Below are 14554 nucleotides of genomic sequence, written 5' to 3'. Positions count from 1 at the left end.
GGCGGCGCGATCGTGGTGGAGCAGATCTTCTCCCTGCCGGGGATCGGCGCCCTCACCTCGGGCTCCTCCCAGAACGGCGACATCCCCATCCTGCTCGGCATCACCGTCATCACGGTCATCTTCGTGGTGGTCGTCAACTTCCTCCTCGACGTGGTGCTCAGCTGGATCAACCCGAAGGCGCGTGTGCAATGACGGCGACCGAAGTGCTCATCGATCCGCGTGCCGCGGCCGCCCCGCGCCGCGGCTCCACGTTCGTGCGGTTCCTGAAGCGGCCGGCGGGCGCGGTCTCGCTCGGCGTGCTCGCGCTCGTCGTGCTGGTGGCCGTTTTCGCACCGCTGCTGTCGCCGCACGACCCGAACTTCGTCGACCTGGCGCTGACCAAGGCACCGCCGAGCCCGGCCCATCCACTCGGCGGCGACAGCGCCGGCCGGGATGTGCTGAGCCGGCTCATCTGGGGGACGCAGTCGACGCTCTGGGGAGCCTTCGTCACCATCGTCGTGGCCGTGCTCGTCGGCGTTCCCGCCGGGCTCGCCGCCGGCTACTACGGGCGGCTCTTCGACCGCACCGCCACCTGGGTGAGCGACGCTCTCCAAGCCGTGCCCGGCATGATCATCCTGCTGATCGTCGCGGCGGGCACCCGCAACGACTTCACCGTGCTGATGGCGACCCTGGGCGTGTTCATGGCGCCCGGCTACTTCCGGCTCACCCGCTCCACAGTGCTGGCCGTGCGCAACGAGCCGTACGTGGATGCCGCGCGCGTCTCGGGTCTCGGCGACGCGCGCATCCTGGCCAAGCACATCGTGAAGGCGGTGTACGCGCCCGTCATCATCCAGACCGCGCTGACCGCAGGGCTCGCCATGGGGATGCAGGCGGGCCTGCAGTTCCTCGGCATCGGCGGGGCCAAGACGCCCGGCTGGGGCGCGATGATGAACGAGGGCTTCCGCACGATGCTCACGACGCCGCTGCTGCTGCTCTGGCCGTCGCTCGCCCTCGGCATCACGATCGCGGCGCTGGCCGTGGCCGGCTCCACGCTCGCCGACGTGGTGAGCGTGAAGACGCCGGTGCATCGCCGCCGCCGGCGCTCCGCTCGCCGTGCCGAGCCTGCCGCACTGACGACCTCCACCGGAGCGGTGGCGCACAGGTCGGCCGACTCCGCCGTACAGCTCAAGAACCTGCGGGTCGCCTACGCCACGGCCGACGGCGGCGAGCTGGAGGTCGTGCACGGCATCGACCTCGACGTCGCGCCGGGCGAGGTGCTCGGGATCGTCGGCGAGTCCGGCTCCGGCAAGTCGCAGACGGTGTTCAGCATCCTCGACCTGCTCCCCGCCGGCGGAGCCTGCACGGCCGACGCCATCTGGATCGGCGGACGCGACGTCACGAGACTCGCGCACGCCGACCGGCAGAAGCTTCTCGGCCACGAGATCGGCTACATCCCGCAGGAACCGATGTCGAACCTCGACCCGTCGTTCACGATCGGCCACCAGCTGATCGAGCCGTTGCGGGCGGTGCACAAGCTGTCGAAGGCGGACGCCCGCCGACGTGCGCTGGAGGTGCTGGAGCGGGTCGGGATCGTCGACCCTCCCCGGGTGATGAAGTCGTACCCGCACCAGCTCTCGGGAGGCATGGCCCAGCGCGTGCTCATCGCCGGCGCCATCGCCGGCAAGCCGTCGGTGCTGGTCGCCGACGAGCCGACGACGGCGCTCGACGTGACCGTGCAGGCCGAGGTGCTCGAGCTGCTGCGCGAACTGCAGCAGGAGTACCGGATGGCGCTGATCATCGTCACCCACAACTTCGGTGTCGTCGCGGACATCTGCGACCGGGTGGTAGTGATGCGCGGGGGTCAGATCGTCGAGGTCGGCCACGTCGCGCGGATCTTCGCCGACCCGACGAGCGCCTACACCCGCGAGCTCATCGCGGCGTCGCTCGACGGGGCGGAGAGCCGCTCCGAGCTGGATGCGACGCATTCCCCCTCCACCGGCGCCGGCACTGACACCCCCACCGACGCCGACGACAGAAAGGCGGTGCCGGCGTGACCGCCTCCATCCCCTCCCCCAGCCCGGCGGCCGCCTTCGAGCCGCTCCTGATGGCGCGCGACGTGGTCGTCGACTACGGCCAGCGGCGCGGCTCGTTCCGCGCACTGAAAGAGGTCTCCATCGACGTCGGCGCCGGCGAGTGCGTCGGACTGGTCGGCGAGTCCGGGTCGGGCAAGTCGACCCTCGGCAAGGCGATCCTCGGTCTCGTGCCGGTCGCTTCCGGCCGCATCGAGTTCGACGGTCGCGACATCACCCGGCTGAAGGGCGCCAAGCGCCGGGAGCTGGCCTCCAGCATCCAGGTGGTGTTCCAGGATCCCTACGGCTCGCTCAACCCGGCGATGACGATCGGCGATGTCCTCGCCGAGCCGCTGACGACGTCGGGGATCCGGCGCGCGGAGGCGCGGGCGACCGTGGCCGAGATGCTGGACCGGGTGAAGCTCCCGTCGAAGGTGCTCGACCGCTATCCCAAGGAGTTCTCCGGCGGGCAGCGCCAGCGCATCGCGATCGCGCGGGCGCTCGTGCGCAAGCCGCGCCTCATCGTCTGCGACGAGCCGGTCAGCGCCCTCGATCTCACCACGCAGGCCACGATCATCGACCTGTTCATCGAGCTGCAACGCGACACCGGCGTCTCGTACCTGTTCGTCTCGCACGACCTCAGCGTCGTGCGGCGCATCTGCCACCGCGTGGCCGTGATGTACCGCGGCGAGATCGTGGAGACCGGCGACGGCGAGCAGGTCACCCGCGACCCGCAGCACCCCTACTCCCGGCGGCTGCTCACCGCCTCCCCGATCGCCGACCCGGTCAAGCAGGCCGAGCGCCGCGCCGCCTGGCTGAAGCTGCGGGAGCAGGCGGCGTGACGGCCACGACGTCCGGCTATCCGTCGCGCGGCTACGAGCACTTCGCGGGCATCGCCGCCGAGGTGGCGAGCGCCTCCACCCCGGCCTGGCCGCCGCGCCGCCGCGCACGGCCGGGAGCGCCGAACGTGGTCGTCGTGCTGCTGGACGACCTCGGTTTCAGCGACCTGTCGCCGTTCGGCAGCGAGATCGCGACACCCGCGGTGCAGGAGCTCGCCGAGACCGGCTACCGGTTCACCAACTACCACTCCACTCCGGTGTGCTCCCCGGCGCGCGCCGCGCTGCTCACCGGTCTGAACCCGCATCGAGCGGGGTTCGCCTCGGTGGTGCACGCCGACCCCGGCTTTCCGGGATACGTCATGGAGATCGCGGAGGACGTGCCGACGATCGCGCAGTCGTTCCGGGAGTCCGGCTACGCGACGTTCATGGTGGGCAAGTGGCACCTGACGACCGAGTCGAAGATGCACGACGGCGCCGACACGTCCTCCTGGCCGTTGCAGCGCGGGTTCGATCGGTACTACGGGTCGATGGACGGGTTCACGACGCTCTTCCATCCGCATCGGCTGGTGGCCGACAACTCCCCGGTGGTCGTCGACGACTATCCGGACGACTACTACCTCACCGACGACCTCACCGATCGTGCTCTCGGGATGATCCGCGCGCTGCGGGCCAACGATGCCGAGAAGCCGTTCTTCCTCTATTTCGCGCACCACGCCGTGCACGGTCCGCTCCAGGCCAAGCGGGAGGACATCGAGAAGTACCGCGGTGCGTACGAGCGCGGCTGGGATCACGTGCGTTCGGAGCGGTTCGCCCGCCAGGTGCGCGACGGCCTCTTCCCCGGCGACACCGACCCCGCGCCGGGCGACACCCCGTGGGAGGAGCTCAGCGACGAGCAGCGCGACCTGTTCGCCCGGTACATGGAGGTCTACGCCGCCGCCGTCGACAACGTCGACCAGAACCTCGCCCGGCTGCTGGAGGTGCTGCGCGAACTGGGCGAGTACGAGAACACGATCGTCGTGGTCGCCTCCGACAACGGCGGCACCGGTGAGGGCGGACCGCAGGGCACCCGCAGTTACTTCAGCCAGTTCGTCCAGCTCGCCGGCCTCCCGGCCGACTGGGAGCGCGACGTCGACCGCGACCCGGACCTGATCGGCGGCCCCCGCGTGCACGCCCATTACCCGGCCGGCTGGGCGCGGGTCTCGAACACCCCGTTCCGCCTCTACAAGGGCTCGACCTACGAGGGCGGCATCCGCGTTCCGCTGGTGGTGTCGTGGCCGGCCGGGCTGCCCCGCGCCGACGCCGACGACGGCATCCGCCCGCAGTACGCCTACGTGACGGACCTGGGTCAGACGCTGCTGCAGCTGGCCGGGGTGCCTCGCGCGGCGTCGCCGCACGAGGTGGACGGTATCGCGTTCGACGATGTGCTGCGCGACCCGGGCGCGGAGCCGGCACGAACGTCGCAGTACTCGGAGTTCGCCGGCAACCGCGCGTATTCGCGCGACCAGTGGAAGATCGTGACCGCGCACCGCTGGGGCGACTCGTACGACGACGCGGAGTGGAGGCTCTACGACACCTCCGCCGACCCGACGGAAGCCGTCGACCTGGCGAGTTCCCGCCCGGAACTCGTCGCCGAGCTGGCCGAGGAGTGGCGCCGTGCGGCCTGGTGGAACACCGTGTTCCCCCTGGACGACGACGGCTCGCTGTTCACCCACCGGCCGTCGACCGAGCTGGCCCTGGAGCGCCCGGTGACCCTCTACCCCGCGACCGCGACGCTGGAGCGGTTCCGGTCGGCGAAGCTGACCAAGCTGCGCAGCTTCGACGTGGTCGTGCGGGCCGACTTCGGCAGCGGCACCGGAGTGCTCGTCGCCCACGGCGACCAGGGCGGCGGCTACGCGCTGTCGGTCCGCGACCATATGCTCCAGCTGGCATACAACGAGTACGGGCGCATGCACCGCGCCTCGGCGCCGCTCGGCGCGCTGGAGTCGGCGGGAGAGACCGAGGTGCTGCTGCGCTTCACCGCCGAGCCGGGACTGCGCTGGCGCGTGAGCGCGTGGGCGGGCCCGACAGCGGAGGACACGCCACGGCTGTTCGAACTGAAGCCCGTACTCCAACTGCTCGGCATGGCCCCGTTCACGGGCATCAGCGTCGGCCTCGACCGCGGCGGTCCTGTCGACTGGGAACGCCACCTGCTCCACCGGTCGGACCCGTTCACCGGAGCGCTGCGCTGGGTGCGCTACGTGCCGGGAGAGCGGGCGCCGGAGAACCCGGAGGTCATCATCCCGGTCGAGGAGGCCGTGGCGCAGATCTACGAGTGAGGGATGGTCGTGTCGGCGTCGCAGCAGGACTGCCGGCGCGCGGTCTCCGCTACGGGTTGCGCCCCGCCCGCGGGTTCATCTCGGGATCAGGGCACGATTTCAGCGCCTATCCCTGGTGCTGCCATGTCGTCGACCCTATCGGCGCGCTCCGACACTCCCGAATGAGCGCTCAGCGGGACTCGATGTGGTGGAACTGGAGCGCGCGTTTGAAGTCGGCGTCATCCAGTTCGATCGGCTCCCCGTTGTCGACGACCACCGGCTCGACCGACAGGCCAGCGTCGATCGCCCGCATCCAGTACGCCCACGACGTGCCCTCGGCCTCACCTGAGCGTCCGTACTTCGACGTGAACTGCACCCCGAGCGGCTGGCTGCCGTCGTCGAGAGTAGTTTCCTCGCGCAGCCACGTAGCGATGCGCGTCGTGAGCCGCCGGTCGTTCGAGGTCACTTCCGACACGGTCAGCGTCCCATTGATGCCGCGCTTCAGGAGATCGTCTTCCAGCCCGGCTGAGATCGCTGAGAGTGTGTCGCTGCTCATCATGTGCACGAACCAGCCGTCGGGGAACGTCAGCTGATACGTGCGCCGACCGTCGCGCCAGATCGTCGGCAGCCAGCCTGGCTGCATGTTCCCTGCCTTCAGCCAGTCGGCCTCCACCATGTCGCGAGCCTCCCTGGGGGACACCCCGAACAGCTCCGCCGTCTTGCGGATGGCTCGGTCGTGGCTTGCGGCTTCCTCGTGCGCCCAGGCGAGGGCCTCGATGTAGGCGGTGCCGGCGCTGTCGGACGCGTAGACGGTGCGACCGGGGGTGTCCCAGCGATTCCAGGCACGTCTCTTCGAGTCCTCGCGTACGGGAGGATTCATCGGCCCATAGGACGACTTCGCGATCCGGAAGACGGGCGCGGTGGGGCTCGCCACCAGGCGGAGCCCGGTGGCCGAATCGACTCGGGCCTTCACCCGAGGAAGCCGTCTTCGACCATCGCCTTCGCGGCGGCCGCGGCCTCCTTGAAGCGGTTCTCGCGGATCGCGTCGACCGGGGTGTCGTAGTCCAGGAGCGGGTTCGAGCCGATGAACCACATCCGCGCGACGTGCTCGCCCTCCGAGGCCGTGATCGCGAGCCACTGAGTGTGCGCGAACTGCAGCCGGCGCACGGCGTCGGTCTTCGGCTCCGGACCGTCGGCGCGCGCCCACTTGTAACTGATCTTCGGGTCCTTGCTGCCAGCCAGCGACGCAACCAGGGTCGCACCGAGCGCGGAGTTCAGGCGCCGCGTGATCTCCCGGATGCCGAGCTTCGCGGACTCCGCGTGAGCGTTGCGAGTCGTTGTCGCCATGTTCATCGGAACCACCTCCATCAGCACACTAACACCGATCCCCAGAGAATCGTATGCTATTCTCCTAAATCGATTCCGCGTAAGCTTACTAAAAATCCACAAATAATCGACGTTGTGTCAGCTTGAAGATGACCTATCCCCATCGGATGCAAATACGACACTTGGGACTGCTGCACGTTTAGGCGACACCTTGACCTGCCCCGCTCCGATCACACATCGCCTCGCCGGACGTCGCGAGCTTCGTCGGCCAGCATCCAATACCCGAACTCGGTCGTCGGAGTGAGCCGCCTCAGTCGGCGTCCGGCTCTGACACGACATGAACGCCGTCCTCGAAGAGGATGCGCCCCGGGTCGGCGCACGTGACCCTCTCCCAGGGCACGCCGTGGGCATCGAGGAGGCGGGCGTGCGCGGCGGTCCGCTCGATCAGTTCGACGGCCGATTCCTTGAACCAGGAGACGGCGCCCGGGTGCAGTGCGGGGTCGTATGCGTCGGGCGCGAGCCTGGACGGATCCGGATACGCGGCCTCGAACCAGTCGTTCGCCTCGCGCCAGCGCACCAGCTGCTCGGGCGTCAACAGGCCGGAGCGGGCCAGGCCGTTGACGAGCGCGAAGACGCCGACCCGGACTCCATGGCTGTTCGGAACGGTCGACCGAAAGCGCACGTAGCGGGGACCCGGCATAGCCGACACCTTACAAGCGTGCGCTCGCGCTCGACCCCTACCCGGACACCCGCCCGTCCGCCGCCGTCGGCGTCCGGCCGCTGTAACGCATCAGCAGCGAGTCGCGGCGCTCGAAGCCGACGGACTCGTAGAGGCGGATCGCCGACTGCCGGGTGGGCCGGGAGGTCAGGTCCAGAGTGCGCAGCCCGCGCTCGTGCGCGAGTTCGATCACCGTCTCGAGCAGCGCGCGGGCGATACCGCGCCCGCGTTGCTCGGCGTCGACCACGACATCGTCGAGGTGGCCGCGGACGCCGGTCGGCAGCGGGAACGTCGCGAGCGTCGCCATCCCGACGAGGCGGTCGCCGTCCCGGGCGACGATGAGGTCCGTGCCGTCGTGCTCGAGCATCGACTCGATGCGGGCGCGGTCGAACGTCGCCGTCGACGACAGCTGCGGCAGCAGCCGCTCGATCGCGGCGAGGTCGCCGTCACTGAGCGAGTCGGCTACCTGGATACGAATCTCGGCGGGCATGGCGCCAGGTTATCCAGGTCCGCCGGAGACTGCGGAACCACCCGGGCCGACGCTACGCTGACGACTGTCCGACGTCGGAGGGGGACGATGGCACGACGACTCGCGAGCGCGGCACTGGCCGGCTCGCTTCTTCTCGGCGCGACCGCGTGCACGGCGACGACGCCCGCGCCCACGCCCACCACCACACCGACGCCCAGCCACAGTGTCCCGAGCGACAGCCGCCCGACCCCGAGCGGAACCATCGGGACTGCGTCATTGACCGACCCTTCCGGGCAGCCGGTCGGCAGCGCGACGTTCACGCAGCACGGGACGGACGTCGAGCTCGAGCTCACGGTCACGCACTCGCCGGGCACATGGTCGCTGCGCGTCTCGGCGGCGCCCGCTTCCGCGGAGTGTCCGGGCGACGAGTATTCGCTCGACTTCGGCCAGGAGCCGGCCGCCACCACGACGCGCCGGCTTCCGGGCGACATCATGCCCGAGGCCGATCCGACGATGTGGCGGTCGCTGCTGCTGATCGCCCCCGCGACGCCCGGACCGTTCGGCCGGTGCGCGGCGACCGTTCTCGCGTCGGCCGCCATCGACTGGACCAGGGAACCCGCCGGGCTCTCCCGGCCGATCCACGACAGCGGAGCAGCGGAGTACGCACGGGGGGGCGGTCGCGTCCGGCGCGTCCGGGCCGGCGACCTACACGCCCGCAGCGGGAGACACCGCGACGGCCGTGGCGGCACGGCTGGGGATCACCGTCGGCGACCTCCACTGGCTCAATCCGCTGGAGTTCGATCTGCGCGCCGGGATGCCCATCAATCTCGACCCTGCTGCCCGCGGGCTGCCGGCGCAGCAGCCGTAGGCCGCCCGGGCCTACCGTCCAGAGGCGCCCACCTCACGCCCTCGCCGCCACCCGCCTCATCACCAGCGCGGCGAGCATCGCGAGCACCACGGCCACGCCCGTCGCTCCCGCGATCGTGACGGCCGTCGCGTGGGTGGTCGTCCCGCCGAGCGCCGCGAGCGGGCCGATCAGCGGTCCGACCGTGAAGGTGACCGTCCCGAGCACCGCGGCCGCCGTCCCCGCGCGCACCGCGTGGCCGCCGAGAGCGAGCGTCGTGCCGTTCGGGCCGCCGAGTCCGGAGGCGAAGAGGAACGCCGCCAGCGCGGGAAGGACCCCCGGCGCACCCCAGCCGAGCACGACCGCGGCGAGCAGGAGCAGGGCGGCCGCTGCCGTGACGAGCTGGCCGACGAGGTAGAGCCGCGCCGGGCCGAGGCGGAGCACGAGCCCCCTGCTCACCTGGGCGCCGACCAGGTTGGCGAGAGCGTTGGCGGCGAAGAACAGGCTGAACGCCTGCGGGCTGAGGCCGAAGCCGTCCTGGAGGACGAAGCTCGACATCGACAGGTAGGCGAAGAACGCCGTTCCTCCCGCTGCCGCCGCGGCGACGACCAGCACGTACACGGGATCACGGGCCAGAGCGCGCAGGTGGGCGCCGACGACACGCATGCCGCCGGCGTGACGCGACGCGGGCGGCAGCGTCTCCGGCAGGCCGGTGAAGGCGAGCAGCCACAGGCCGGCGCCGATCGCGGTCAGCACGGCGAAGATCCCCCGCCAGTCCAGGACGAGTGCGAGGGCTCCACCCGCCACCGGGGCGACGATCGGCGCCGACGCGCTGACCAGGGCGAGCAGGGAGAGCATCCGCGACAGCTCCGCCCCGCTGTACAGGTCACGCGCGACCGCCAGCGTGACCACGAGGCCGGCCGACCCGGCGAGCCCCTGCAGGAGCCGGGCGACGAGGAGGACCTCCACGCTCGGCGCGAAGACGCACGCCAGCGAGAACACCGTGAACAGCGCCACACCCACGAGCAGCGGCCGTCGTCGGCCGAACCGGTCGGAGAGCGGGCCGGCAACGAGCTGACCCAGGCCGAGCCCGACCATGCACACCGACATCGTCGCCTGGGCCAGCGCGTCGGTGGTGTGCAGGTTCGCGGCCAGCCGCGGCAGCTGCGGGAGGTACAGGTCCATCGAGAGCGGGCCGAACGCCTCCAGCAGCCCGAGCACCAGGATGCTGCGCCGCACGCTCATCAGCGGCGGCGCGGCCGCGGTCACGCGAGTCGCAGGGTGCGACGCACCCAGCTGTCGCGTGCGGCGAGGGCGGCGCGCGAGACGATCGCGTCCGGCGAGAAGCCGGCGAAGCCGTGATAGCCGCCGCTCCACACGTGCAGCTCGGCTTCGCCTCCCGTCGCCCAGATGCCGGAGGCGTACGCGACGGCCTCGTCGCGGAACACCTCGGCCGCACCGACCGCGATGTAGGCGGGAGGCAGCCCGGAGAGGTCGGTCGCTCGCGCCGGCGCGGCGTACGGCGAGACCGTGTCGCCGAACCGGTCCGGCCCGAGGATCGCGTTCCACGCCGTGTCGTTGTTGTTGCGGTCCCAGGCGCCGATCCCGTCGTACTGCCGGGCCGACACCGTGTCGTTGCGGTCGTCGAGCATGGGGCAGTCGAGGAGCTGCCCCACCGGCCGCGGGCCGCCGCGGTCGCGCGCCATCAGGGCGACCGCCGCCGAGAGGCCGCCGCCCGCGCTCGAACCCGAGACGAGGATCCGGTCGGGGTCGACCCCGAGCTCGGCGGCGTTCGCGGCGAACCACTCGAACGCGGCGTAACAGTCCTCGGCGCCCGCCGTGCCGCGTGGCCCCGGGCCGGCGTCGGCGGCCTCGGGATGCAGCCGATACTCCACGGCGACCCCGACGGTGCCGAACCGCGCCGCGAAGTCGATCAGCTCACCCGTGCCGAAGTAGCGTGTGCCCAGCAGCTGGCCGCCGCCGTGGATGCCCAGCACGCCGGGGGCCGCTGCGGACGGCGGGGAGGCCGGAGAGGCATCCGCCGCACCCGCCGCATCCACCGCACCGCGCGCCGGCCGCACCACGGTCACCGCGATCTCCGGCGCCCCCGCCGGACCCGGGATGACCCGTTCCTCCCACTCCACCGGCCGCCCGGCGACCTGCTCGGCGATCGGCGGGATGATCGTGGCGAAATGCTCCCGATTGGTCAGGATGGTGTGCTCGCGCAGCGGCACGACCTCCACGAGGTCGAGGAACGCGGCGAGCCCCGCCTCCAGCTCGCGGTCGTACGGGACCGGCCGCGGCGCGTTCACGGCGGTCACAGCCCCAGCACCCGCCGCAGCCACGAGTGCCGCGCGGCCAGCGCTGCGCGGGTGAGCTCGCTCTCCGGCGCGTAGATGTCGAAACCGTGGAAACCTCCCGACCAGACGTGCAGTTCGGCGTCGCCGCCGACCGCCCAGATGCGGGAGGCGAACTCGACGTCCTCGTCGCGGAACGGCTCGGCCGCGCCCACCTCGATGAAGGCGTGCGGCAGCCGGGAGAGGTCGGTCGCCCGGGTCGGGGCCGCGTACTGCGGCGCACGCTCGCTGAAGGCGAGCTCCTCTCCGAGCACGCACTCCCAGGCCAGCAGGTTCGCCTCGCGCGTCCAGGTGCCGATGCCGGCGTACTGATGGCTGGAGACGGTCGTGTTCGTGTTGTCGATCATCGGGCACAGCAGCAACTGACCGGCCAGCGCGGGGCCGCCGCGGTCGCGGGCGAGCAGGGCGACCGCCGCGGAGAACCCGCCGCCGGCGCTGCCGCCCATCACCACGATGCGCTCGGGGTCGGCGCCCAGCTCGGCGGCGTGCCCGGCCAGCCAGACGAGCCCCGCGTAGCAGTCCTCGACGCCGGCCGGGTACGGGTTCTCGGGGGCGAGCCGGTACTCGACGTTGACCGCGATGACGCCCAACTCCTCCACCAGCTGCACCAGGCGCCCGGTCTCCCAGCTGCGGTGGCCGACGATCATCCCACCGCCGTGGATGTTGTACAGCACGGGCAGCGCTTCGCGCGATGCGCTGTGGCCGCGCGGGGTGAGGATCGTGACCTCCAGATCGGGCGCGCCGGCCGGCCCGGGGATGACGCGGTCCTCCGCGTCGATCGCCCGGTCGCCGATGACCTCCTCGGCCGAGGGGAAGACGGTCGCGGCGCCGTCGCGCATTCCGGGGAGGGCCTCCCGGGTCAGCGCGGGCTGCGGGTCGGCCGCCAGGGCGTCGAGAACGGGAGCGATCTCGGGGTCGAACGGGACGGGGATCATGGGGTGTCCTCTCGGGGGATGCGGATGGGATGCCGGAGCGCGACCATCACGGTCCCTCCGGGTCGACGACACCGCGGTCGGCCCAGAACGGCTCGACCCGCGCGCGGATGGTCTCGGCCCCGACGCGCTCGACGAGCGCGACGGCCGCGAGGTTGGCGTGCAGCTGCTCGAGTCGCGTCGCGCCGAACAGTGTGGTCGCGGTCGCGGGGTGGGTGAGGGTGAACGCGACAGCGAGCTGCGCCGGGGTGGCATCGAGCTCCTCGGCGAGGCGCACGAACTCGGGCAGCGACGCCACGATGCGCTCGCGGATGGCCCCGGGGTCGCGTCCGACTTCGCGGGCGGGAGCGGCGTTGCCGGCGAGGATGCCGCCCTCCATCACGTCGGACGCCTGCATCGCCAGGCCCTGCTCCCACAGCCGCGCGAACGGCGCGCCGTCCGGGATCGAGCGCCGCGCGACGCTGTACTTCAGCTGCGCGACCTGCGGCCCCGGCACACCCTCGGCGGCGGCGATGTCGAGGAGCGACCGGATGTTCGCGGCCGACCAGTTGTTCACGCCCCACGCGCGGATCAGTCCGGCCTCCGTGAGACCGGCGAGGTCGAGCACGAGGTCGCGCAGGTCGAGATCGTCGCGCCGCAGATCGCCGAGGATCACGAGATCGGCGTAGTCGCTGCCGACGCGGAACAGCGCGTGCTCGAGCTGGGGGCGGAAGCCTCCCTCGCCGTACCCCTCGAGCCACAGCTTCTCGGAGAGCAGGAAGCTGCTGCGCGGGAGTCCCGCTGCGCGCACGATCGCCGAGAACAGCACGTCCGTGAACACCGGCGGCTGCGCTCCCGGCAGGCCGTACACGCCGACGTCGAACAGGTTCACGCCGTGGTCGACGGCGGTCGCCACGAGCTCGACGGCGTCGGAGAAGTCCATCCGGTCGTAGGTGTGCCAGGAGCCGAGCGACAGGATGCCGGCCTTGAGGCCCGACGTGCCGATCGGGCGGGTGGGAATGCGGTCGGTCATGGGCGTGGTCCTCGTGGTCGGGGGTTCGTGGGGGTGGGGGTTCGCGGGGGTGGGCTGGTTGCTTCGTTCTGCGTTGCCGCTGCCTCGGGTGGATGCCGTCCGCAGGGGCTCCGGCTCAGCCGAGCCGCGGGTCGATGACGGCTTTGATCTCGCCGAGGGAGGCCATCGTCGCGACCTTCTGGGATGCCTCGGCCAGCCCGACGGGCTCGCTGAACAGGTCGTCCCACGGCAGCCGGTCGGCGAACGCGCGGAAGAACTCGATCGCCCGGTAGTAGTCGGCGATGTCGCCGTTGAGGGAGCCGACGACCGTCAGTTCCTTGCCCATGATGGTGCTGAGCGCGACCGGGTCGCCCGCGGGGCCGGTGGACCCGACGACGACGAACGTGCCGCGCTGCGCGGCCATCGCCAGCGCCTCCGGCCCGACGGTCGGGGCGCCCGCGAAGTCGAGCACGAGGTCGGCGCCCTGGCCGCCGGTGAGCTCCAGCACCTGCTGCACCGTCGCCTCCGAGCCGCCGGCGATGTCCACGACCGCATCCGCGCCGAAGCGCCGGGCCGCGGCGAGCCGATCGGCGGGTGCGCCCACGGTGATGACGGTCGCCGCGCCGGAGAGGTGCGCGACGGCTGTCGCGAAGATCCCGAGGGCTCCCGAGCCCTGCACCACGACCCGCGAAACCGGCCGCACGCCGCCCGCCCGCCCGAAGGCGCGCAGCACCGTCTTGGCCGCGCAGCCGGCCATCGATGCCCAGGTGTCCTTGACCTCCTCGGGCAGCAGCAGCTTGGCCGCGCCCGGCGTGACGTAGGCGTAGTCGGCGAGTCCCGCCGTCGCGTAGGGCGGCACGTCCGAGCGCTGCAGGAACCCGTAGCCGCGTCGAGAGCAGTGCACCGGTTCGCGCAGCACCGTGCAGCCGAAGCACTCGCCGCACGTCGACTCAGACCAGCCGATCCGGTCGCCCGGCTTCAGCGCACGGCCGAGCGTGTCGTGCGCGCCGTCGCCGACTGCGACCACCTCACCGACCATCTCGTGGCCCAGCACCATCGGCAGCATCCCGGGGAAGCTCATCGCGCCGGACCAGATCTCGATGTCGGTGCCGCAGAGCGTCGTGCAGGCGATCCGCACGAGCGCTGCACCGGGTTCGAGAACCTCGGGCAGCGGGAGGTTCTGCAGCGTGAGCGGCTCGCCGTGCGCAGTGAGAACGGCGGCGCGGGTGGTGCTGGGAATCGTCATCGAAAGCTCCAGAGGATCGGCACGCGGATTCCGCGTCGGTGTGGGTTATTCTACATACGTTGACCAAAATAGCCAGAGGCCCGGAGCATGCCGTTTCGGGCAGGGTCGACGCCGAAGGAGGACCCTGTGCACCACACCACCACCGGCAACGCCGCCCACTCCCCCGCCGACCTCGTGCTGCGCGGCGGGATCGTGCACACCCTCGACGCAGCGGACACCACCGGCGCCGCCGTGGCTATCCGCCGGGGCCGGATCCTGCTCGTCGGGACCACCGCCGAGGTGGAGGCGACAATCGGGCGGCACACGCAGGTGATCGACCTCGACGGGCGCACGGTGATCCCCGGCATCAACGACTCCCACCTCCACGCCACCTGGCTCGGCGCCCTGTGGCCGCAGACGATCTTCGGAGGCGATGCGGAGGCTGCGGTGGACGGGCACGGCGCTGTCTCTTATACACATCTCCGAGCCCACGAGACGTAGAGGAATCTCG

Annotated in this window: 16 protein-coding genes; 6 read left to right on the top strand and 10 right to left on the bottom strand. The window is 71.5% G+C overall.

Annotated features, from left to right (window positions below; translation table 11 throughout):
• The 4 genes from Q0Q23_RS18305 to Q0Q23_RS18290 form a co-directional block, all read left to right on the top strand.
• On the top strand, window positions 1-192 hold a 192-nt coding region (locus tag Q0Q23_RS18305), incomplete at its 5' end, for an ABC transporter permease subunit (RefSeq protein ID WP_295127608.1).
• Complete coding sequence (locus Q0Q23_RS18300; RefSeq protein ID WP_295127605.1) at window positions 189-2033, top strand: dipeptide/oligopeptide/nickel ABC transporter permease/ATP-binding protein; 1845 nt, start codon at window positions 189-191, stop codon at window positions 2031-2033. The genes Q0Q23_RS18305 and Q0Q23_RS18300, both read left to right, overlap by 4 nt.
• Before the next feature lie 50 nt (window positions 2034-2083).
• The gene (locus Q0Q23_RS18295) at window positions 2084-2890 is read left to right on the top strand and encodes an ATP-binding cassette domain-containing protein (protein ID WP_295127613.1); all 807 of its coding nucleotides are present in this window, start codon (window positions 2084-2086) and stop codon (window positions 2888-2890) included.
• Entirely contained in the window at window positions 2887-5202 is a 2316-nt protein-coding gene (locus tag Q0Q23_RS18290) for an arylsulfatase (RefSeq protein WP_295127600.1), read from the top strand. The genes Q0Q23_RS18295 and Q0Q23_RS18290 overlap by 4 nt, the downstream gene beginning before the upstream one ends.
• Before the next feature lie 169 nt (window positions 5203-5371).
• Here Q0Q23_RS18290 and Q0Q23_RS18285 read toward each other — a convergent pair whose 3' ends face one another.
• The 5 genes from Q0Q23_RS18285 to Q0Q23_RS18265 form a co-directional block, all read right to left on the bottom strand.
• On the bottom strand, window positions 5372-6061 hold the full coding sequence (locus Q0Q23_RS18285) for a hypothetical protein (RefSeq protein ID WP_295127594.1): 690 nt from the start codon (window positions 6059-6061) through the stop codon (window positions 5372-5374).
• Between the two features lie 89 nt (window positions 6062-6150).
• Window positions 6151-6534: a hypothetical protein gene (locus Q0Q23_RS18280; protein WP_295127589.1), complete on the bottom strand. Its 384-nt coding sequence runs from the start codon at window positions 6532-6534 to the stop codon at window positions 6151-6153.
• A gap of 283 nt (window positions 6535-6817) precedes the next feature.
• Window positions 6818-7207: a hypothetical protein gene (locus tag Q0Q23_RS18275; RefSeq protein ID WP_295127584.1), complete on the bottom strand. Its 390-nt coding sequence runs from the start codon at window positions 7205-7207 to the stop codon at window positions 6818-6820.
• 37 nt (window positions 7208-7244) lie between these two features.
• Complete coding sequence (locus tag Q0Q23_RS18270; protein WP_295127581.1) at window positions 7245-7715, bottom strand: GNAT family N-acetyltransferase; 471 nt, start codon at window positions 7713-7715, stop codon at window positions 7245-7247.
• A complete protein-coding gene (locus tag Q0Q23_RS18265; RefSeq protein ID WP_295127578.1) occupies window positions 7688-8293 on the bottom strand; it encodes a hypothetical protein in 606 nt (201 codons plus the stop codon). The genes Q0Q23_RS18270 and Q0Q23_RS18265 overlap by 28 nt, the downstream gene beginning before the upstream one ends.
• 140 nt (window positions 8294-8433) lie before the next feature.
• On the opposite strand from Q0Q23_RS18265, the gene Q0Q23_RS18260 reads away from it, so the two are divergent.
• Window positions 8434-8562, top strand: a complete 129-nt coding sequence (locus Q0Q23_RS18260; protein ID WP_295127575.1) for a hypothetical protein — start codon at window positions 8434-8436, stop codon at window positions 8560-8562.
• Between the two features lie 33 nt (window positions 8563-8595).
• Here the strand turns inward: Q0Q23_RS18260 and Q0Q23_RS18255 are convergent, their stop codons facing one another.
• The 5 genes from Q0Q23_RS18255 to Q0Q23_RS18235 all read right to left on the bottom strand — a co-directional run bounded on the left by Q0Q23_RS18255 (window position 8596) and on the right by Q0Q23_RS18235 (window position 14064).
• Window positions 8596-9807, bottom strand: coding sequence for a multidrug effflux MFS transporter (locus tag Q0Q23_RS18255; protein ID WP_295127572.1), 1212 nt, complete (start codon window positions 9805-9807; stop codon window positions 8596-8598).
• Entirely contained in the window at window positions 9804-10850 is a 1047-nt protein-coding gene (locus Q0Q23_RS18250) for an alpha/beta hydrolase fold domain-containing protein (RefSeq protein WP_295127610.1), read from the bottom strand. The genes Q0Q23_RS18255 and Q0Q23_RS18250 overlap by 4 nt, the downstream gene beginning before the upstream one ends.
• A 5-nt stretch (window positions 10851-10855) precedes the next feature.
• The gene (locus tag Q0Q23_RS18245) at window positions 10856-11830 is read right to left on the bottom strand and encodes an alpha/beta hydrolase (RefSeq protein ID WP_295127569.1); all 975 of its coding nucleotides are present in this window, start codon (window positions 11828-11830) and stop codon (window positions 10856-10858) included.
• A 46-nt stretch (window positions 11831-11876) separates the two neighbouring features.
• Entirely contained in the window at window positions 11877-12839 is a 963-nt protein-coding gene (locus Q0Q23_RS18240; RefSeq protein ID WP_295127566.1) for an aldo/keto reductase, read from the bottom strand.
• A gap of 115 nt (window positions 12840-12954) precedes the next feature.
• Entirely contained in the window at window positions 12955-14064 is a 1110-nt protein-coding gene (locus Q0Q23_RS18235; protein WP_295127564.1) for a zinc-binding dehydrogenase, read from the bottom strand.
• A 126-nt stretch (window positions 14065-14190) separates the two neighbouring features.
• On the opposite strand from Q0Q23_RS18235, the gene Q0Q23_RS18230 reads away from it, so the two are divergent.
• A complete protein-coding gene (locus Q0Q23_RS18230; RefSeq protein WP_295127562.1) occupies window positions 14191-14544 on the top strand; it encodes a hypothetical protein in 354 nt (117 codons plus the stop codon).
• Window positions 14545-14554 lie beyond the last annotated feature (10 nt).

It is taken from the genome of uncultured Leifsonia sp. (genome assembly GCF_945957465.1).
Lineage (GTDB): Bacteria > Actinomycetota > Actinomycetes > Actinomycetales > Microbacteriaceae > Leifsonia.
Note: the sequence above shows the minus strand (reverse complement) of the source record. Positions and strands in the feature narration are given on the sequence as shown.